Source organism: Granulimonas faecalis (genome assembly GCF_022834715.1).
Taxonomy (GTDB): Bacteria; Actinomycetota; Coriobacteriia; order Coriobacteriales; family Atopobiaceae; genus Granulimonas; species Granulimonas faecalis.
Genome location: NZ_BQKC01000001.1, coordinates 1,288,364 through 1,307,294 on the forward strand (window position 1 = coordinate 1,288,364; position 18,931 = coordinate 1,307,294).

Genomic DNA, 18,931 nt, shown 5'->3' on the forward strand with positions numbered 1-18,931 from the left:
GGGGGCGCCCATCAGCCGCGGGCGCGCTTGAGGAAGTCGGGGATGTCGAACTCGCGGTCCCCGAAGTTGTTGGAGGCGGGCTTAGGGGCCGGGGCCGCGGCGCGCTTGGGCGCGGAGGCGCCGAAGCCGCCCATGTTGAGCTGGGGCTGCACGTTGCCGTCGTTGAAGCCGGTGGCGATGACGGTCACACGCACCTGGTCGCCGAGGCTCTCGTCGACCACGGTGCCGAAGATGATGTTGGCGTCGGCGTCCACGTTCTGGGCGATGACCTCGGCGGCGTCGTTGATCTCCTGGATGCCGAGGTCCTTGTTGCCGGAGATGGAGAGCAGGACGCGGGTGGCGCCGTCCACGGAGCTCTCGAGCAGGCGGCTGGAGATGGCCTCCTGGGCGGCGTCGGCGGCGCGGGAGTCGCCGGAGGCGAGGCCGATGCCCATCATGGCCGTACCGGCGCCGCGCATGATGGTGCAGACGTCGGCGAAGTCGAGGTTGATGAGGCCGGGGACCGTGATGAGGTCCGTGATGCCCTGGGTGCCCTGGCACAGCACGTCGTCGGCCATGCGGAAGGCCTCGAGCATGGTGGTCTTCTTCTCGGCGAGGTCGAGCAGGCGGTCGTTGGGGATGACGATGAGGGTGTCGACGTTCTCGGCGAGGGCGTCCACGCCGTCCACGGCCTGCTGGCCGCGCTTGCGGCCCTCGAAGGTGAACGGGCGGGTGACGACGGCCACGGTGAGGGCCTTGATGTCGTTCTTGGCGATGTCGGCCACGACGGGGGCGGCGCCGGTGCCGGTGCCGCCGCCCTCGCCCGCGGTGATGAAGACCATGTCCGCGCCGGCGAGGGCGGCCTTGATCTCGTCGCGGGAGTCCTCGGCGGCCTGCATGCCCACCTCGGGGTTGGCGCCGGCGCCAAGGCCCTTGGTGAGGTCGGTGCCGATGTGCACCTTGATGTCGGCGTCGGAGAGGGCGAGGGCCTGGGCGTCGGTGTTCACGGCGACGAACTCGACGCCGCGGATGCCCTCCTCGATCATGCGGTTGACGGCGTTGGTGCCGCCGCCGCCCACGCCCACGACCTTGATGACGGCGAGGTAGTTGTTGGGGGTCTCGGTGTCCTTCATGGTTCCTCCTCGGGATGCTCCCGGCCTTCCTGTGTGGTGCGCAGGTCCTTCTTCTTCGAGGCGGACGCCTGCTCGCCCTCCCCCGCTGAACCCTAAGGTTCAAGTTAAGCTCTACGAATCAGCTAAAGCGACTTATATTGCCATAAATGCGAGTGACCCGTCAACCGGTCTGTCAGTCCTATGAACGTCCCAGCTAGAGCCTTTACCGGCGGCTTTCAAAAGCATAACCCTCTACCTCACCCTCAACCATCCTGTGTGGGCAGTGAGCCGTCGGCGGACTGGTCGCCGTCCCCCGTCCTGGTACCGTCACCGGAGCCCTGGGAGCTGTCCCCCTGGGCCTGCGGGTCGCCCCCTCCCCCGTCGGCTGCCGGCGCCTGCACACCGCTGCCCTGGGCCACGGAGTTGCTCGAGACCCTACGGAAGCTCGGCTTGGCGGGGTTGCGAACGTTGATGTAGGTGAGCTGGTTGGGGTGCTGGGCCATGAGCTCGTTGACGACGGCCTCCTTCGACGAGATCTGGGAGGGGTCGCCGAGGCTCACCTCGATGCCGCTCTCGAGCACGCACGAGATGGCCTCCTCGCTCGAGGCCGAGTAGGACACCACCTGGTCGGCGAGGCCCTTGGTGAAGCCCTTCTGGTAGTCGATGACGCCGAGGATGGGGGCGTCCGTGGTCTTGGCACCGGCCTTGGGCGACACGGTGCCCGGCACGTCGCGGATGAGCAGGCAGCCCTCCTGGCGCGCGAGGGCGAGGGCTTGGTCGGCCAGGCTGTCGGAGCCGCCGGCAAGCTTGGCGGGCTCCACCCAGGTGCCGTCTGACGACAGGTACCACGCGACGTTGCCGGAGCTCACGACCACGATGGCGAGGATGTCGCGCTCCGTCACGGTAATGCGGAGGCGGTCGGGGTACTCCCGCCGCACGCTCACATCGGCGACCCACGGGTTCTTGGCCAAGCGCTCGGCGATGGCCCCGGTGTCGACGTTGAGGAGCGTGGCGCCGTCGGGCACGGCGGCCAGCTTGATGATGTTCTCGGCCGTGAGGTGGTCGGACGGCTCGGCCTCGATGGAGGTGGCCGTGAAGACGGGGGTCAGGCTCGCCGCGAAGAGAGCGCCCACCACGAGGCCGACGGCGACGAGGGCCGCGACGGCCCACTTGAGGGCGGCCGGCCAGGGGCGGCGCTTGTGGTCGGTGAGGCCGAGGCCCGCGACCGAGAGGCGGCCGACGGACTTGGTCTCGCGCGCGCTGCCCGCCGCCGCGAGGCGCCGGGTGGGACGGGGCGCGGGCGCCTGGCGCCGCCCCCTCGCGGGCCGGTCCGTGCGCCTACGACTGGAAGCCGAGGAATTTGACCTGCGGTTTGAGCCTGACACCCTTCGCCTCCTCCACGGTCTCCTGCATGCGGTGCATGAGCGCGAGCACGTCCACGGCGCGCGCCTGACGGTCGTTGACGATGTAGCCGGGGTCGAGCCGGCTCACCAGCGCGCCCCCCGACCGCGCGCCCCGGAGCCCCGCGTCGGCGAGGAGCCGGGAGGCCGAGAGGTCCGGCGGGTCCATGAAGACCTCGCCGGTGGAGGGGACGCCCATGGGGACCCTCCCCTTGCGGACGGCCAGCCGACGGTCCATGGCGCGGGCCACCTGGGGCTTGGTGGACGGGGCGAGGGAGAGCTCCACTTCGAGGACGGTCTCGTCGGCGGGGATGGAGGTCCGCCGGTAGCCCCAGTCGATGTCGGGCCCCTCGTGGCGGACGAGCCCCTCCCCCGGCTTGGCGCAGACGACGGCCCTCACGGCGGCGCCGATCCAGTGGTGGCGGCTGCCGGCATCCATGACGACGGCGCCCCCCACGGTCCCAGGTATGCCCGCGAGGTCCTCGAGGCCCGAGAGGCCGCTCTGATAGGCGGCGTTGACCACCTTGGCGAGCTGCACGCCGGCGCCCGCCGACACCGTCCCCCGCTCGACGTCCACCACGATGCGGGAGAACTCGCGGCCTAGGCTCACGATGCAGCCCTCGTACCCGTCGTCGGAGACGAGCACGTTGGACCCCTTGCCGAGGACGGCCGTGGGCACGCCCTCCCGCCGGAGGGTGTCGAGGACCCGCGCCAACGCCGGGTAGCTGTGGGCGCAGCACGAGAGGGCGGCCGGGCCGCCCACGCGCAGCGACGTGCGCCGGGAGAGCGGCTCGTCCCGGCGCACGTCGGCGTCGTAGGCGCCGGACAGCGACATGAATGCATTGAACAGGCTCATTGGTCTCCCGGGGGTGCGGTGGCGGCGCGTTTGAGGGGGAGGGGCGCCCTTAGGACTCGCGCTCCTTCATGAGCTCGATGAACTCGCGGCCCACCATGGTCACGTCGCCGGCACCCATGGTGATGAGGAGGTCGCCGGGGCGGACCTCCTCGGCGATGGCGGCGGCGATGGCGGCGCGGCCGGGGACGTAGCGGACGTCGCCCACCGAGCCGGCGGCCTCCACGGCCGACGCCACGGTCTTGCCGGAGACGCCGGGCACCGGCATCTCGCCGGCTGGGAAGACGTCCATGACGAGCAGGGCGTCGGCGTCGTCAAAGGCATGGGCGAACTGCGGGGCAAGGGCCTGGGTGCGGCTGTAGCGGTGGGGCTGGAAGGCCACCACCACGCGGTCGAAGTCGAGGCCGGAGGCCGCGGCGAGGGTGGCGGCCACCTCGGTGGGATGGTGGCCGTAGTCGTCCACCACGGTGACGCCGGCGACGTCGCCCACGTGGGTGAAGCGGCGCCGCACGCCGCCGAACTCGGAGAGGGCCCGGGCGGCCTCGGCGATGTCGAGGCCCAGCACCCAGGCGACGGTGAGGGCCGCCGTGGCGTTGAGCTGGTTGTGGGAGCCGGGGTTGCCCTTGATGGTCACGTGGGCGAGCTGGCCGTCGGGGAAGCCCACCTCCATGGAGCTTGAGATGGAGCGGGTGGCGGCGTCCGGGGTGCAGACGACGTCGTTCTGGCCGCCGAAGCCGTAGGAGACCACGCGGGGGCCGGCGGCGCGGGCGAGCTCCACCACGTGGGGGTTCTCGCCGCAGCAGATGACGGTGCCGTCCTCGCCGGCCGAGGCCATGAACTGGGAGAAGGCCTCCTCGATGGCCTCGAGGCTGCCGTAATGGTCCAGGTGGTCGGCCTCGATGTTGGTGACCACTACGATGTCGGGGTCGAGCAGCAGGAACGACGCGTCCGACTCGTCGGCCTCGGCCACGTAGAGGTCGCCGGAGCCGTTGCGGCCGTTGGTGTCGAAGTCCTCCACGATGCCGCCGATGAGAAACGACGGGTCGAGGCCCATGTTGGCCAGCATCGTGGCCGTCATGGACGACGTCGTGGTCTTGCCGTGGGTGCCGGCGACGGCCACGGTACGGCGGCCGCGGGACAGCGCCGAGAGCATCTTGGCGCGGGGCCACACGGGGATGCCGAGCTCCTTGGCGCGCACCACCTCGGGGTTGGTCTCGGGCACGGCCGTGGAGGTCACCACGACGTCGGGGCGGTGCTCGTCGACCGTCTCGGCCCGGTGGCCGATGGCGACCTCGATGCCGGCGTCGCGCAGGTCGCGCACGTAGCGGGACTCCTTGAGGTCGGAGCCGGTGACCGCGCAGCCGCGCTCGTGGAGGACGAGGGCGATGCCGCTCATGCCCGCGCCGCCGATGCCGATGAAGTGGGCGCGCTCGAAGCCAAGCCCGTTGTCTGTCATGGATGCCCCTCTCGAGCGCCCCGGGCGGGGCGCGACAGCCGTGTCCGTATCGGTAAAGACTGTAGCCCCTGAGCCGGCTAGCGGCCCTGTTTCCCCAGTTTCTCCGTTTGGTCCGCCAGGCGCGCCGCGGCCTGGTCCTGGGCGAGGCCGCGGGCGGCCGCCCGCATGGCGTCCAGGCGCGCGCGGTCGTCGAGGAGGCCCGTGAGCAACCCCTGGAAGGAGGGGTCGGAGAGCTCGTCGTCGCGGACGAGGACCGCCGCCTTCGCCCCCACGAGGAACTGCGCGTTGGTGGTCTGGTGATCGGCCGTGGCATGCGGGTAGGGCACGAGCACCGAGGGCACCGCGAGGGCCGCGATCTCGGCTATGGAGCTGGCGCCGGCGCGCGAGACCACAAGGTCGGCGGCGGCGAGCATGTCGCCCATGTCCGCGATGTAGGGCACCACGTGCCAGCGGGCCGCCTCCCCGTCGGTGAGGCGGAGCCCCTCGACCGTGGCCTCGTAGCCGTCGCGGCCGCAGGAGTGGACCACATGGAGGTCGGGACGCGACAGGAGCTCGTCCTTGAGGGCCACCATGGCGTCGTTGACGGACGCCGCGCCGAGGGAGCCGCCGAAGACGAGGAGGACCCGGGCGTCGTCGGGGATGCCGAGGGAGGCGCGGCCGCGGGCGCCGTCGCCCTCGATGACGGAGCGGCGGACGGGGTTGCCCACCACCACGACGTTGGTGCCGGCCCCGGCGTGGCCGGAGAGCGTCCTCACGGCCTGGGGCAGCGCCACGGCCACCGTGGCCGCCTTGGGGGCGAGCATCTTGTTGGCGAGGCCCGGCACCGAGTTCTGCTCGTGGAGGATGACCGGCACCCCATGCGCGGCGCACCAGGACAGCAGGGGGACCTCCACGTAGGCGCCGAAGCCCACGGCGACGTCGGGGGCGCCGGTGCGGGCGAAGTGTACCGCGACGTCGCGCTCCGCCATCTTGGTACGCACGAGGGCCGAGACGGCCGTCCAGGGCCGCGAGCGGTCGAAGCCCCGCACCTCGATGGGCACGAAGTCGAAGCCCGCCTCGGGCACGAGGGTCCCCTCGAGCTTGGCCGTCTGGCCGAAGAACGTGACGCGGTGGCCCCGGTCGCGGAGCTCCTCGGCCAAGGCAAGGGCCGGGTTGATGTGGCCGGCGGTGCCGCCGGCGGCGATGACCACGTTCAGCGAATCACCCACGGGCTATCTCCTTCCGGTGTTCCTTGACGAGGGGCCGCGACGCTCGCGCACCTCCGGCCCCCGCTCGGGCCTGAGGCGCTCGGTGGCGCTCCGCCCCAGCTCGATCCGCTCGCGCCCGCTGGAGTCGCGGGTGCGTCGCGCCTCCGGGTGGGACCCGTCCCTTCCGGACCCCTCGCGGCCGCCGCCGCGGTCGCCCGACCGGCCCCCGGCCCCCGGGTCTCCCCGCCGGGCGTCGCCGCGGGAGCCGGAGTCGTGCACGAGGCGCAGCGACCGCGCCGTGGGGGCGCCGGCCGTGGAGCCCTCGACCGTCGGCACGGGTGCCGGGGCGCCGTCGCGCACGACCCCGAGGCTCCGACGCCGCCGGTCGTGGACCGTCTCGGGTAGACGGCTGTGCACCGACACCGAGAGGATCGTCCCCACGACGAGCAGCGACGCCATCATCGACGTGCCGCCGTAGGACAGGAACGGCACGGCCTTGCCCGAGAGCGGGAAGGCGCCGATGACGCCGGAAAGGTTGAGCAGGAACGTGAAGACGATGAGCATGCTCGACCCCGCCGCCAGGAGGCTGCCGAAAAAGTCGGGGGCGTTCCGCGCGATGCGAAAGCCCGACCACAGGATCAGGGCGAAGAGCGCGATGACCAGGACCATGCCCACGAGGCCGCACTCCTCGCCGATGACGGCGAGGATGAAGTCGTTGTGGGCCTCGGGCAGGTACGAGTACTTCATGGCTCCCATGCCGATGCCCGTGCCGAAGAGGCCCCCCGAGCCGAAGGCGCGGAAGCTCTGGATCACCTGGTAGCCGGCCCCCGTGGGGTCGGAGTCGGGGTTGAGGAAGATGAGGAAACGGCTGCGTGAGTAGTCGTCCTTGAGGGACAGGGCGAGGTAGGCGGCCACGGCGACGGCCGCGCAGACGAGAAGGGGCCTCCTCGGCAGCCCCGCCATGAGGCAGAGGCAGAAGATGACTGCCCCGAGCACGAGCGTCGTGCCCTTGTCGGGCTGGAACAGGACGAGCGCCACGGGCAGGCCGACCTTCCAGGCCGCCTCCCCGAGGAAGGCGACAGGCGTGGCGGGGCGGTGCCCCACCACGTAGTCGGCGATGACCGCGGCGGCCGTCACGACCACCACGATCTTGGCGAACTCCGACGGCTGGAAGGAGAGCGGGCCCAGGGAGATCCAGCGCGTGGCGCCGTGGGAGTCGGTGCCGCGCAGGTGCACGACCACCATGAGCAACACGGCGAGGACCCAGAGGCACGGCAGACACCGGCGCCCCCACGTGTGGTAGTCGACCTTGGCGCACACGACGCAGGCCACGAGGCCGAGGATGGTGCCGATGAGCTGCTTCACGAGGTACGAGGAGGGGCTCTCGCCGTTGATGATGCCCTTGACGGACGAGGCGGAGTACACCATGACGAGGCCGAACACCACCAGGGCCGTCGTGGCGAGGATGAGCGTGAGACGCGGCTCCATAATGCGCGCGGGGACCTTGGCGGCCACCGACGAGAGCCAGTCGGACGCGCCGCGGGCGCCGCCGGCGGCCTTGGGGGCGTCTTTGGCGGGGGCCTTGGCGGCGCCCCTGTCGCTGCGGGCCCGGCTCACCGGCGGCCCCCCTCCGGCACGAGGGCTCGGACGAGGTCCTTGAAGGCGCGGCCGCGCTCCTCGTAGCCGGAGAACTCGTCGAAGGAGGAGCACGCCGGCGACAGCAGCACGACGTCGCCCGGCCGGACGAGGGCGCGGGCGGCCTCGAGGGCCTCGGCCATGTGGGGTGCGTAGGTCACGGGGACGCCGGCCTCCTCGAGGGCGCCGCCCATGCGGGCCCGGGCCTCGCCGTAGGCGACGACGGCACGGCAGGCGCCGCCCATGGCGCGGCAGAAGTCGGCGAGGTCGCCGCCCTTGTCGTGGCCTCCCACGAGGCACACCACGGTGCCTGGGGCGAAGGCGCCCACGGCCGTGACGGCGGCGTCGGTGTTGGTGGCCTTGGAGTCGTTGACGTAGCGCACGCCGTCCACGGTGCGGACGGGCTCGATGCGGTGCTCCAGGGGGCCGAAGGCGACGAGCCCGGCGGTCACGGCGTCGTCGGGCGCCCCGGCGAACAGCGCGCAGGCGCTCGCCACGAGGGCGTTGGCGGCGTTGTGGGGCCCCTCGAGCGCCATGGCGGAGAAGTCCGCGAGGCGGTGGGTGCCGTCGGGCAGGTCCACGGTGAGGGTGTCCCCGTCGAGGTAGGCGCGGCACGGGGCGTCGGGCACGCCCTCCACGGAAACGCGGCAGACCGTGAGGCCGCGGGCCTCGAGGCCGTCGGCCACCCGCGCGCACACCGGGTCGTCCACGACGAGCACGGCGAGGTCGGAGGGGTCGAGGTTGGCGAAGACGCGCTCCTTGGCCGCGACGTAGCCGTCGAACGTGCGGTGCCACTCCAGGTGGTCGGGCGTCACGTTGAGCAGGCAGGCGACCCGGGGGTGGAGACGCTCGGTGGTGGCCAGCTGGAAGCTCGAGAGCTCGGTCACGTACCACCGGCCCGCCGGGCGCCCCGCGTCGAGGGCGTCGGCGAGGTTGGTGCCGATGTTTCCCACGGACACGGCGTCGATGCCGGCGCCCGTCAGGAGCGCGGTCGCGAGCGACGTCGTGGTGGTCTTGCCGTTGGTGCCGGTGATGGCGATCCAGCGCTCGGGGCTCTCGCGCCACACGAGCTCGGGCTCGCCGACGACGGCGCCCGAGGCGGCACGGCCCGCGGCGAACAGATCGGAGAACTCGGAGATGCCGGGACTCGCGACGCAGAGGTCGTAGGAGCCCTCCACGGAGTCTTCCCCCACGGTCACGGCGGCGCCGGCGGCGCGGAGCGCCCGGGCGGCGGGGCCGTCGGAGCTCTTGGCGCCGCCGACCACGGTCACCGAGCCCACACGGGCCGCGGTCGCGGGGTCGTCGGCCAGGTGCAGGAGGTAGCGGGCCACGGCCTGGCCGGTGTGGCCCAGGCCCAGGACCAGCACGTCCCCCAGCGCGTCGGGACGGACGTTGTCCATGGGAGGTGCCTCCTTATCCGAGTTGGAAGTAGAGCGCGAATCCGAGGGCGGCGAAGGCGGCCGAGACGATCCAGAAGCGGATGACCACCTTGGTCTCGCTCCAACCCTTCTTCTCGAAGTGGTGGTGCAGGGGTGCCATGAGGAAGACGCGCTTGCCGGTCTTCTTGAAGCTGACCACCTGAATCATGACCGAGAGGGCCTCGACGATGAAGAGGCCGCCCATGATGAGCGAGGTGACCTCGGTCTTGGTGAGGACCGCCAAGGCCGCGAAGGCGGCGCCGAGGGCGAGCGACCCGGTGTCCCCCATGAAGACCTGGGCCGGGTGGCAGTTGTACCAAAGGAAGCCCACGCAGGCACCGGCCACGCAGGCGGCGAAGACGGCGAGGGAGAGCTCGTTGTAGCGGAAGCACACCATGGCCATGAAGACCATGACCACGAGCACCGTGCCCGCGGCAAGGCCGTCGAGGCCGTCGGTGAGGTTGACGGCGTTGGAGAGGCCCGCGAAGAGCAGGAACACGAAGACCATGTAGACCCAGGGCACGGACACGCCGCCGACGGAGAAGGCCAGCACGCCGAGGTCGACGGAGAAGCCGCCCGGGAAGGTGACCGTGGGGGTGATGCCGGCCCAGTTGACGGCCAGGAGGCAGAAGACCACGGAGACCAGGGTGAGCCCCGCCATCTTCTGGGCCGGGGTGAGGCCGAGGGAGCGGCCGTGGGAGACCGACTCGATGTCGTCGGCCAGGCCGAGCAGGGCCGTGGCGTAGGTGGCACCGACGGCGAGGATGAGGTCGGGGCTCCACAGGCCGAAGAACACGAGCGTGACGAGGATGGCGACCAGGATCACGACGCCGCCCATGGTGGGCGTGCCCTGCTTGACGAGGTGGGTCTGGGGGCCGTCGGCACGCACCTGCTGGCCGATGCCGTCGCGTTTCATGAAGCGGATGAAGGGCGGCATGAGCAGGATGGCGACGACGACGGCCATGCCGAAGGCGAGGAAGATCGTGTAGGTGGGGTAGGCGGGGACGGCGAGCATCAGGCACGCACCTCTTCCACGAACGCGTCGAGCCCCACGGAGCGGGACGCCTTGGCCAGGACGAGGTCGCCCTCGCCGAGGACGGGGCCGAGGACGCGCGCTGCGTCGGCAGCGGTGGGCACGCGGACGAGGCGGTCGTCCGACAGCCCCATGACGAGGGCGGCGTCGGCCATGGCGTCGGCCATCTCCCCGCCCACGACGCACACGATGTCGAGGGGCTTGGCGGCCAGGTAGGCGCCCATGAGCCCGTGGAGGCGGGGTGCCTCGTCACCGAGCTCGCCCACCTCCCCCACCACGGCCACGCGGCGCCCGTCGCAGTCCATCTCGCAAAGCAGGTCGAGGGCCGCGGCCATGGAGGACGGGCTAGCGTTGTAGGAGTCGTCGATGACGCGGAAGCCGCGGGCGGCGGCCACGACCTCGGCGCGCATGTGTGTGGGCTCCATGGCCTCGAGGGCCGCCACCACGTCGCCGAGCCCCATGCCCAGGCGCAGGCAGAGGTCCACGGCCAAAAGGAAGTCGGGCACGGTCTGGCGCCCGCTGAGGCGCAGGTGGACCTCGGAGGACCCCTGGGGCGTCACCACGGTGAAGCGGGGGCAGCCGTCGCCGTCGAGCTCCACGCCCTCGGCGCGCACGGCGGAGTCCCGGCCGCCCACGACGTCGGTGGCCACGCCCTCCTCCTCGCAGATACCGCCGATAAGGGCGGTGAAGTCGTCGGAGGCCGTGAGGGCCATGGCGGGGGCGGGGGCGGGGGACGAGGCCAGCCCGCGGTCGGCCGCCAGCCAGGGCACCATCTCGGCCTTGGCACGGGCGATGTTCCCGCGGCTGCCGAGGATGCCGATGTGGCTCGTGCCGATGTTGGTCACGCAGCCCACGTGGGGGCGGGCGCAGCGGGCGATGGCGTCGATCTCGCCCACGTGGTTCATGCCCATCTCGCACACGAAGACCTCGGTGTCGTCCGGGGCGGAGAGCACGGTGAGGGGCACGCCGATGACGCTGTTGAGGTTGCCCCTGTTGGAGTGCACGCGCCATGCGGCGGCCAGGGCGCAGGCGAGCATGTCCTTGGTGGTGGTCTTGCCCACGGAACCCGTGACGCCCACGACGCACCAGCCCTGCTCGAGGCGCCAGGACTCGGCGAGGCGGAGCAGGAAGCCCTCGGCGTCGTCGCCGTCGGCCCTGAGGAGGCAGGCGCCGTGCGCCTCGGCGAGGGCGGCCTCCGCGGCCGTGGCCTCGCGGGTCATGACCACGCAGGCCGCCCCGGCCTCGAGGGCCGCGGCGGCATAGGCGTTGCCGTCGCGGGACTCGCCGTGGAAGCAGACGAAGCAGCCGCCCTCCCCCACGGACCGCGAGTCGACCGTGAAGTCCCCGACCTCGACGGACGCGTCGCCCGCCACCACGGTGGCGCCGCCGCGTCGGGCGGTCTCTGATACCGATGCTCTGTACATGTCACTCCCCTAGAGGCGCGGTGCGCCCGATCGTGAAAGCCGAAAGCGCTCGTCAGGCGGTGGGGTCCACACCCATGTCCAAGAGCGACTCACCCATGATAGCCGAGAAGACCGGGGCCGCAGAATCCGAGGCCAGCTGCGACACACCGTTGAACGCAACGTACACGAGCACGTCGGCGTCGGACGCGGGGGCGAACCCCACCAAGGAGGCGAGGTAGCTGTCCTTCTTGTAACCGCCCTCCTCGGAGGCCTGCTCGCCCGTGCCGGTCTTGGCCGCGATGTCGTAGCCCTCGACGGCGGCCTTGGTGGCGGTGCCCTCCTGGACCACCGTGCGCATGACGTCGACGACCTGGTCTGCGGTCTCCTCGGAGCAGGCCCGCTCCCCCTCCGGCCACTGCACCTCCTCGGTGCCCTTGTAGATGAGAAAGTGGGGCGTCGTGAGGACGCCCTTGTTGGCCACGGCCGACACGGCCCGCACCATCTGGATGCCCGGGATCGCCACGCCCTGGCCGAAGGACATGGCGCCGAGGGAGGCGGAGGTGTAGGAGTCGAGGGGTGTCACGAGGCCCGCCACCTCGCCGGGGTAGTCGATGCCCGTGGTCTGGCCGATGCCGAACCTGGCGATGCCCTCCGAGAAGGCCTGGGCCCCCTCGGCGGTGCCCATGAGGACGGCGCCGACGTTGGAGGAGCGCCGCATGATCTCGCGCGGCGTCATGGCCATGGTCTCCTTGCGGTCGTCGTCGTCGCCGACGTAGTCGTCGCCCACCTGCACCTTCCCGGGGACCGTAAAGCTCGTGTCGAGGTTGAAGGAGTGGTTCTCCAGGCCCACGGCCAGCGTCAGCACCTTCATGACGGAGCCGGGCTCGTAGGAGTCGGTCAAGCTCCTGACGGTGAGCTGCTCGGGCGTCACCTCGGCGGTGTCCTCGGGGTCGAGGAACGGCGTGGAGCACATGGCGAGGATCTGGCCGTTCTTGGGATCCACCACCGTGGCGAACCCGGTCTCGGCGGAGTAGGTGCCCACACCCTCCTCGACCTTCTTCTCGGCTATCTCCTGGATGTCGATGTCGAGGGAGATGACGATGTCGGTGCCGTCCTGCGCGGGCTCCTCCATGTAGGCGCCGCCGGCGATGGGGGTACCGCCGACGCCGGTCTCGAGGACGCGCTCGCCGTTCTTGCCCGAGAGGATGTCGTTGTACTGGAGCTCGAGGCCCGTGAGGCCCTCGCCGTCGGTGCCCACGAGGCCCAGCACCTGACCGGCCACGGCGCCATAGGGGTACACGCGCTTCATGTCGGGCAGCTGGTAGAGGCCGGTGAGCTCGGCCTTGGCCAGGGCGGAGCGGATCTTGTCGGCCACCGAGGTGTCGACCTTGCGCCTGATGTAGACGAACGTGGTGTCCTGGGTGAGGTACGAGAGGTAGTCCTGGGCCGTGCCGCCGAGGTTGTCGGCGAGCACCTTGGCCACGGCCTGGGGGTCGGTGACCTCCTTGGGGTTGGCATAGAGGGTGCGACACTCCACGGAGGTGGCCAGCACGTTGCCGTTGCGGTCGTAGATGGTGCCGCGCTTGGCCTGGAGGGTCATGACGTTGGTGCGCTGGGTGCGGGCGTCCTCCGCGATGCGGGGGCCGTCGACCACCTGGAGCCACACGAGGCGGGCGACGAGCGCGACGCCCACGACCCCCATGGCCAGAAGCAGGTAGCCCATGGACGAGAAGAGGCCCTTCTGGGCCTGGCTCCGCTCGCCGTCGTAGGAAGAGCCCCCGCGGCTGCGGGGGCTCCTGGGGCGCTTGGGTTGTTGGTTCCGTGACACGGGCCCTCCTCGGGGGCGGCCCCGGCAGGTCGCTGGCGTGCCCTAGGAGACGCTCACGGTGAGCGACTCGCCGGCACCCGCGTAGACCATGCCGAGGTTCTCGGTGGCGATGGTGGTGATTCGCGAGTTGTTGGAGAGCACCGCGGCCTCGATGCGGAGCTCCTTGGCGGTGTCCTCGGCGGCGCTGACCTGGCCGGCGAGCCCGGAGTTGGCCTCGAGGGTCTGGACGGTGGCCGCCGTGACGGCGACGCGGGCGACGCCCAGGACGAGAAAGACCGCCACGCACGCGAGCGCGAGTCTGAAGGCCGCCAGGCGCTCCGGGGCCACGCCGCGTCGGACGGCGGAGTCGAGCCCCGCGCCCTCGACGACGTCGAAGGAGCGGCGCGCGCCCTGCCGCGCGGAGTCGCGACTGTCGAGGCGCTCGGCCTCAGATCCCCGGTAGTTCATGGTGCCCCCAATGAAAGTGTGGTGCGGTGGAGTGTGGTGTGGTGCGTTGGTGGTGCGTTTGAGGTGCGTTGTGGTGTGGTAGTGGTGCGTCGGTGGTGCCCGCGTCTTTATCCGAGGGCCTTGCGGCCCAGATAAAGCTGATTGGGGTGGGCCCGGTGCCGCGTGTGCGTCACAGCTTGACCGCGACGCGCATCTTGGCGCTCCGTGCCCGGGGGTTCGCCTGTACCTCCCCGTCGGCGGCCGTTATGGGCCGACGGGTCTCGACTCGGAGTACCGGCACGTTCCCGCACACGCAGACCGGGAGGTCGGGTGGGCAGGTGCAGCCCTGCGAGGCCTCGGTGAACACATGCTTCACCAGCCGGTCCTCTAGGGAGTGGTAGCTGATGACGCAGATGCGCCCGCCGGGGTTGGCCCAGCGGATGGCAGCCTCGAGGCCGCTCCGCAGCACCTCGAGCTCGCGGTTGACCTCGATGCGCAGGGCCTGGAAGGCCTTGCGCGCCGGGTGCTTGCCACGGCGGTCCCTGGCCGGGTAGGCCGAGGACACGGCGTCGGCGAGCTCCAAGGTCGTCTCGATGGGCGCCTTGGCCCGCCGGCGGGCCACCTCCTTGGCGATGGCGGCCGCGTGGCGCTCGTCTCCGTAGACGCGTAGGATCCGGGCGAGGTCGGCTTCGGAGTAGGTGTTGATGACCTCTGCTGCGGTTGTGGGGTTGTTCCCCGGGTCCATGCGCATGTCGAGCGGGGCGTCCTCGTGGAACGAGAAGCCGCGTTCGGCGCGGTCGAGCTGCGGGCTCGAGACCCCGATGTCGAACAGGAAGCAGTCCACCCCGGGGACCTCGGCCTCGAGCAGGAGCTCGTCGAGCTGGCCGAAGTTTCCCTTGAGGAACAGGTGGTCCGCCCCGGGCGCCTCACGCTCCATGCGCCCGGAAGCCGCGGCGAGGGCCGCGTCGTCCTGGTCGATCCCCAGGGAGAGGCCGTCGGGGGCAACCTTGGCGGCGAGGGCCACGGTGTGGCCTGCCCCGCCGAGGGTGCAGTCGCAGACGGTCTCGCCCGGTTTGGGGTCGAGGTGCTCGACGACCTCGTCGAGCAGTACGGGTACGTGCCGGTATTCTTCTGTCAATGGTCCACCTACATCCCGCCGAACATGAGCGCCTCGAGGTCGTCGTCGAAGGCCTCCTGGGCCCTCTCCCACTCCTCGACGTTCCAGAGCTCGAAGTGGTCGTCGTTGCCCACGACCATGACCTCGCCAGCGAGGCCGAGCTTGGCCCGCACGTCCTCAGGTACCTTGCCGAGCGCGATGCGCCCCGCGGAGTCGATGTCCACCGTCACCGTCCTGGAGTTCAGGAGCTGGCGGAGACGGACGTCGTCCCTGGACCGTTGGTTGAAGCCGTCTGGGAAGAACCCGTCGACCCACGCCCGGTGCCCGTCGGGGGTGAACCCGTACAGTGCGTCGTTGAGGGGGACGAGGCAGACCTTCTCGGCGAACTCCCGACGCATGTCGGCGGGAAGCGTGAGGCGCACCTTGGAGTCAAGGCTATGCTTCCTGCTGCCCGTCAGATACATCTGGAGTCCCCCGCGAAACCGAGTCTGCCCCGGCTCCCTCGCCGTTGCATGGCACTGATTCTAGGGTGGCGCCCACCTTTTAGCAACACTTCGACCCACTTTGTCCCCCCAGAACCCACCCACAACATCTGGCCCCGAACCGTGACTTTGATATACCTCATGTTGATTCAGAACGGCTGTTCGAGCAGGTCAGGCCCCTTGGTGGCCTTCAGTCGAAAACCTGTTCGGTAGGGCGCAAAAACCTAGCTAAGAAATACGGGGACGTTCTTTTTTTATTTCATATATGAATTATTATCAGAGATAGGTTTATGGGTTGCAATTCTCATAGTATCCCTGCGGAAGTTTTTTGTTTCCCATTGGTTACATAAGCTGAACTGTTGCTGATGACCGTGGGACGGCGGTTCTCCACCTCCCGGAGTTTGCGGGAGGGCGCCCCTCACTTGCTGGTGTTATCAGAATCGGCATCTATGCGATTGCGAATCGAGTCGCGGGGAGCGGTCCTTGGGCTAAACGGCCCATCCCCCTGAAAAAGCGTTGCCTCTTTGTGACGCGCCTCCACATTTGACCCCGGAGGGTGTCCAGTGGGAGCCGATGTGGCCCCATGGTGGAGCGAGGTGGGACAGGCGGTGGGAGAAGGTGGGACGGCAACGGGAGCCTTCGCCACGCGGGTCCGGGGTCTTGCATCACGAGAACTCCGGCCCGGCCCGCGGCGCGCATCTGACGATGCGCGCCGCGGGCCGGGAGGTCGTCCCCTTTGATGCAAGACCCCGGACGGCTGGGCCCCGACAACCGGGGATGGCTTAGGGGCGCATATCGGGGGCTGGGTGACAGATGGGCCAGGCACCGCCGTCAGGGCAGACCGGGGCGATGCCGGCGTCAGCGCTCGTGAGCCCGGGGGTGCGCCCCCAGGTAGACGCCGCGCAGGTGGGTCTGGTCCAGGTGGGTGTAGAGCTGGGTGGTGGCCACGTCGGCGTGACCCAGGATCTCCTGCACTGCCCGGAGGTCGGCGCCCCCCTGGAGCATGTGGGTGGCGAAGCTGTGGCGCAGGGTGTGGGGGTGCAGCCCCTCGATACCCGCATAGCGCCCCCAGCGCTCGCAGAGCCCGTGGACGGCCTGACGCGTGAGGCGGCCTCCCCGCCGGTTGAGGAAGACCGCCCCCTGAGAGGCGGCCTTGCGCCCGGCGGCGGACGCCGTGGAGGCCAACAGGGGCCGTGATCGGTCGAGGTAGACCGCGAGGGTGTCGGCGGCGGTGCCCACCAGCGGGACGAGGCGCTCCTTCGACCCCTTGCCCACGACGCGCACGAGCCCGTCGGCGAGGGAGACGCGCAGGAGGTCCAGGCCGCAGAGCTCGGAGACACGCAGGCCGCAGCCGTAGAGCACCTCGAGGATGGCGCGGTCGCGCAGGCCGGCGGCGTCGTCGGGGAACGGCTGGTCCAGGAGGGAGAAGACCTGCTCCACCGAGAGCACGTCGGGCAGGTGCTCGCCCTGCTTGGGGGCACGCACCTCGGCCGCCGGGTAGGCCTCCTCCACGCGGTCGGCCACGAGGAAGCGGTGGAACGACCTCACGGCCGAGGTGGCGCGCTTGACCGACGACTCGGCCCTCCCCTGCTCAAAGAGCCGCGAGACGTGCCCCTCCACGTCGGCGCGGGTGACGCCGGAGGTGTCGGTCACGCCGTGCTCGGCGAGGTCGTCGACGTAGCGCCGGAGGTCGCGCCCGTAGGCGGCCACCGTGTTGGACGAGGCGCCCCTCTCGGCCACGAGGTAGTCGAGAAAGGCGCCCACGGCGACGTCCATGTCCACAGGTCAGTACCCGAGGTCCGCCGGGGGCTCCACCCCGTGGCGGTCGCAGCCGTCGTGGTAGGCCACCGCGGCGCGCACGAACTCGCGGAACAGCGGCTGCGGGTGTGTGGGGCGGCTCTTGAACTCGGGGTGGAACTGCGCGGCCACGAACCACGGGTGCACGTCCTCGGGGAGCTCCACCATCTCGACGAGACGCTCGTCGGGCGAGACGCCGGAGATGGTGAGGCCGGCCTGGCGGAGCTCGTCGCGGTAGGCGTTGTTCACCTCGTAGCGGTGGCGGTGGCGCTCGTAGACGAGGTCCTCGCCGTAGGCCTCGTGGGCCAGGGTGCCGGGGGCCACCTTGCAGGGGTAGGCGCCCAGGCGCATGGTGCCGCCCATGTCGGTGACGTCCTCCTGGTCGGGCATGAGGTCGATGACCGGGTACTCGCAGTCGGGCACGAACTCGGTGGAGCTGGCGTCGGGCATGGCGGCGACATGGCGGGCGAACTCGCAGACGGCCACCTGCATGCCGAGACAGATTCCGAGGAAGGGCACCTCGCGGGTGCGGGCGCGCTCGGCGGCCAGGATCTTGCCCTCGAGGCCGCGCACACCGAAGCCGCCGGGCACGAGGATGCCGTCGGCGGACCCCAGGACCTCCTCGACGTCGTCGGCCGTGAGGTTCTCGCCGTCAACCAGCTGGACCTCCACGTGGCGGCCGAAGTAGACGCCGGAGTGGTGCAGGGCCTCGATGATGGAGAGGTAGGCGTCGGGCAGCTGGGTGTACTTGCCCACGACGGCGACGCGCACGGTGTCGGACTGGGCGTCGGCCGCGTGCATGGCGCGGGTGAATGCCGTCCAGTCCCCGATCTTGAGCTCGCGGGGCTCGAGGCCCAGGCGCTCGCAGACCTCCACGTCGAACCCCTGCTCGGCGAGGTGCATGGGGACGTCGTAGATGGACGGGCAGTCGGAGTTCTCGAAGACATGGTCGGCCGGGACGTCGCAGAAGTTGGCGATCTTGGCGCGGATGGCCTCGTCGACCTCGTGGTCGCTGCGGCAGACGATGAAGTCGGGCTGGATGCCCAGGGAGCGGAGCTCCTTGACCGAGTGCTGGGTGGGTTTGGTCTTCACCTCGTGGGCGGCGCTGATGTAGGGCACGAGGCTCACGTGGATGAAGCAGACGTCGGCCGGGCCCTTCTCGTTGCGGAACTGGCGCATGGCCTCCACGAAGGGCTGGCCCTCGATGTCGCCGATGGTGCCTCCAAGCTCGGTGATCACGACGTCGGCGTCGGTGTGCTCCTCGATCATGCGGAACTTGTCGCGGATGGCGTTGGTTACATGGGGCACCACCTGCACCGTGCCGCCGAGGAAGTCGCCCGCGCGCTCGCGGGCGATGAGCGACTGGTAGATGAGGCCGGTGGTGAAGTTGGAGGTGCGGGTGAGGTTCTCGTCGATGAAGCGCTCGTAGTGGCCGAGGTCGAGGTCGGTCTCCTTGCCGTCCTGGGTGACGAAGACCTCGCCGTGCTGGAACGGGCTCATGGTGCCGGGGTCGACATTCAGGTACGGGTCGGCCTTCTGCATCATGACCTTGTAGCCGCGGGACTTCAGCAGTCGTCCGAGGGAGGCGGCGGTGATGCCCTTGCCCAATGAGGAGACGACGCCGCCGGTGACGAAGACGTGCTTGGTCATATGGTTCTACCTGCACTTTCACTGAAAATGAACGGGTCCCTACGGAACCTCATTCTAATACGGGCGCCCCGGTCCCCCGAAGGGCGTCCCCGAGTTCATGGGATGGTAATGAGCCCAGCGCACAAGCCGGTCCTGGCCCATAATCGCACCTGTGC

The 18,931-nt window shown here is 70.5% G+C and carries 15 protein-coding genes; all 15 read right to left on the bottom strand.

Translation table 11 applies throughout. The features are described from left to right. Positions 1-11: 11 nt before the first annotated feature. The 15 genes from ftsZ to pyrG all read right to left on the bottom strand — a co-directional run bounded on the left by ftsZ (position 12) and on the right by pyrG (position 18,776). On the bottom strand, positions 12-1,112 hold the full coding sequence (gene ftsZ, locus OR600_RS05880) for a cell division protein FtsZ (RefSeq protein ID WP_204407102.1): 1,101 nt from the start codon (positions 1,110-1,112) through the stop codon (positions 12-14). A gap of 242 nt (positions 1,113-1,354) precedes the next feature. Further along, the gene (locus tag OR600_RS05885) at positions 1,355-2,476 is read right to left on the bottom strand and encodes a cell division protein FtsQ/DivIB (protein WP_265590815.1); all 1,122 of its coding nucleotides are present in this window, start codon (positions 2,474-2,476) and stop codon (positions 1,355-1,357) included. Continuing rightward, on the bottom strand, positions 2,430-3,347 hold the full coding sequence (murB, locus tag OR600_RS05890) for a UDP-N-acetylmuramate dehydrogenase (protein ID WP_135977225.1): 918 nt from the start codon (positions 3,345-3,347) through the stop codon (positions 2,430-2,432). Before murB ends, OR600_RS05885 begins: the two co-directional genes overlap by 47 nt. A 49-nt stretch (positions 3,348-3,396) precedes the next feature. After that, positions 3,397-4,800: a UDP-N-acetylmuramate--L-alanine ligase gene (gene murC / locus OR600_RS05895; RefSeq protein ID WP_251173210.1), complete on the bottom strand. Its 1,404-nt coding sequence runs from the start codon at positions 4,798-4,800 to the stop codon at positions 3,397-3,399. A gap of 77 nt (positions 4,801-4,877) precedes the next feature. Continuing rightward, entirely contained in the window at positions 4,878-6,008 is a 1,131-nt protein-coding gene (locus tag OR600_RS05900; protein WP_135977223.1) for a UDP-N-acetylglucosamine--N-acetylmuramyl-(pentapeptide) pyrophosphoryl-undecaprenol N-acetylglucosamine transferase, read from the bottom strand. Positions 6,009-6,011: 3 nt separating this feature from the next. After that, entirely contained in the window at positions 6,012-7,604 is a 1,593-nt protein-coding gene (locus OR600_RS05905) for an FtsW/RodA/SpoVE family cell cycle protein (RefSeq protein WP_265590816.1), read from the bottom strand. Further along, positions 7,601-9,022, bottom strand: coding sequence for a UDP-N-acetylmuramoyl-L-alanine--D-glutamate ligase (gene murD, locus OR600_RS05910; protein ID WP_135977221.1), 1,422 nt, complete (start codon positions 9,020-9,022; stop codon positions 7,601-7,603). The genes OR600_RS05905 and murD overlap by 4 nt, the downstream gene beginning before the upstream one ends. Before the next feature lie 13 nt (positions 9,023-9,035). Beyond that, positions 9,036-10,055 carry a phospho-N-acetylmuramoyl-pentapeptide-transferase gene (gene mraY / locus OR600_RS05915; RefSeq protein ID WP_135977220.1) on the bottom strand — a complete coding sequence of 340 codons (1,020 nt, stop codon included), beginning with the start codon at positions 10,053-10,055 and terminating at the stop codon, positions 9,036-9,038. After that, the gene (locus OR600_RS05920) at positions 10,055-11,497 is read right to left on the bottom strand and encodes a UDP-N-acetylmuramoyl-tripeptide--D-alanyl-D-alanine ligase (protein WP_135977219.1); all 1,443 of its coding nucleotides are present in this window, start codon (positions 11,495-11,497) and stop codon (positions 10,055-10,057) included. Before OR600_RS05920 ends, mraY begins: the two co-directional genes overlap by 1 nt. 52 nt (positions 11,498-11,549) lie before the next feature. After that, entirely contained in the window at positions 11,550-13,304 is a 1,755-nt protein-coding gene (locus OR600_RS05925; protein ID WP_204407646.1) for a peptidoglycan D,D-transpeptidase FtsI family protein, read from the bottom strand. A gap of 42 nt (positions 13,305-13,346) precedes the next feature. Further along, positions 13,347-13,751 carry a cell division protein FtsL gene (locus tag OR600_RS05930; RefSeq protein ID WP_265590817.1) on the bottom strand — a complete coding sequence of 135 codons (405 nt, stop codon included), beginning with the start codon at positions 13,749-13,751 and terminating at the stop codon, positions 13,347-13,349. Positions 13,752-13,920: 169 nt separating this feature from the next. After that, the gene (gene rsmH, locus OR600_RS05935; RefSeq protein WP_135977217.1) at positions 13,921-14,868 is read right to left on the bottom strand and encodes a 16S rRNA (cytosine(1402)-N(4))-methyltransferase RsmH; all 948 of its coding nucleotides are present in this window, start codon (positions 14,866-14,868) and stop codon (positions 13,921-13,923) included. An 8-nt stretch (positions 14,869-14,876) separates the two neighbouring features. Continuing rightward, positions 14,877-15,311, bottom strand: coding sequence for a division/cell wall cluster transcriptional repressor MraZ (locus OR600_RS05940; RefSeq protein WP_135977216.1), 435 nt, complete (start codon positions 15,309-15,311; stop codon positions 14,877-14,879). 876 nt (positions 15,312-16,187) lie between these two features. Beyond that, positions 16,188-17,105, bottom strand: a complete 918-nt coding sequence (locus OR600_RS05945; protein WP_135977457.1) for a site-specific tyrosine recombinase — start codon at positions 17,103-17,105, stop codon at positions 16,188-16,190. 9 nt (positions 17,106-17,114) lie between these two features. Further along, the gene (gene pyrG / locus OR600_RS05950; RefSeq protein WP_265590818.1) at positions 17,115-18,776 is read right to left on the bottom strand and encodes a CTP synthase; all 1,662 of its coding nucleotides are present in this window, start codon (positions 18,774-18,776) and stop codon (positions 17,115-17,117) included. Positions 18,777-18,931 lie beyond the last annotated feature (155 nt).

What these genes read in the sequence shown, in the direction of transcription:
- murB (WP_135977225.1), bottom strand. Translation starts at nt 3,347, where the DNA reads ATGAGCCTGTTCAATGCATTCATGTCGCTGTCCGGCGCCTACGACGCC.
- ftsZ (WP_204407102.1), bottom strand. Translation starts at nt 1,112, where the DNA reads ATGAAGGACACCGAGACCCCCAACAACTACCTCGCCGTCATCAAGGTC.
- OR600_RS05940 (WP_135977216.1), bottom strand. Translation starts at nt 15,311, where the DNA reads ATGTATCTGACGGGCAGCAGGAAGCATAGCCTTGACTCCAAGGTGCGC.
- OR600_RS05930 (WP_265590817.1), bottom strand. Translation starts at nt 13,751, where the DNA reads ATGAACTACCGGGGATCTGAGGCCGAGCGCCTCGACAGTCGCGACTCC.
- murD (WP_135977221.1), bottom strand. Translation starts at nt 9,022, where the DNA reads ATGGACAACGTCCGTCCCGACGCGCTGGGGGACGTGCTGGTCCTGGGC.
- mraY (WP_135977220.1), bottom strand. Translation starts at nt 10,055, where the DNA reads ATGCTCGCCGTCCCCGCCTACCCCACCTACACGATCTTCCTCGCCTTC.
- pyrG (WP_265590818.1), bottom strand. Translation starts at nt 18,776, where the DNA reads ATGACCAAGCACGTCTTCGTCACCGGCGGCGTCGTCTCCTCATTGGGC.
- murC (WP_251173210.1), bottom strand. Translation starts at nt 4,800, where the DNA reads ATGACAGACAACGGGCTTGGCTTCGAGCGCGCCCACTTCATCGGCATC.
- OR600_RS05920 (WP_135977219.1), bottom strand. Translation starts at nt 11,497, where the DNA reads ATGTACAGAGCATCGGTATCAGAGACCGCCCGACGCGGCGGCGCCACC.
- OR600_RS05945 (WP_135977457.1), bottom strand. Translation starts at nt 17,105, where the DNA reads ATGGACGTCGCCGTGGGCGCCTTTCTCGACTACCTCGTGGCCGAGAGG.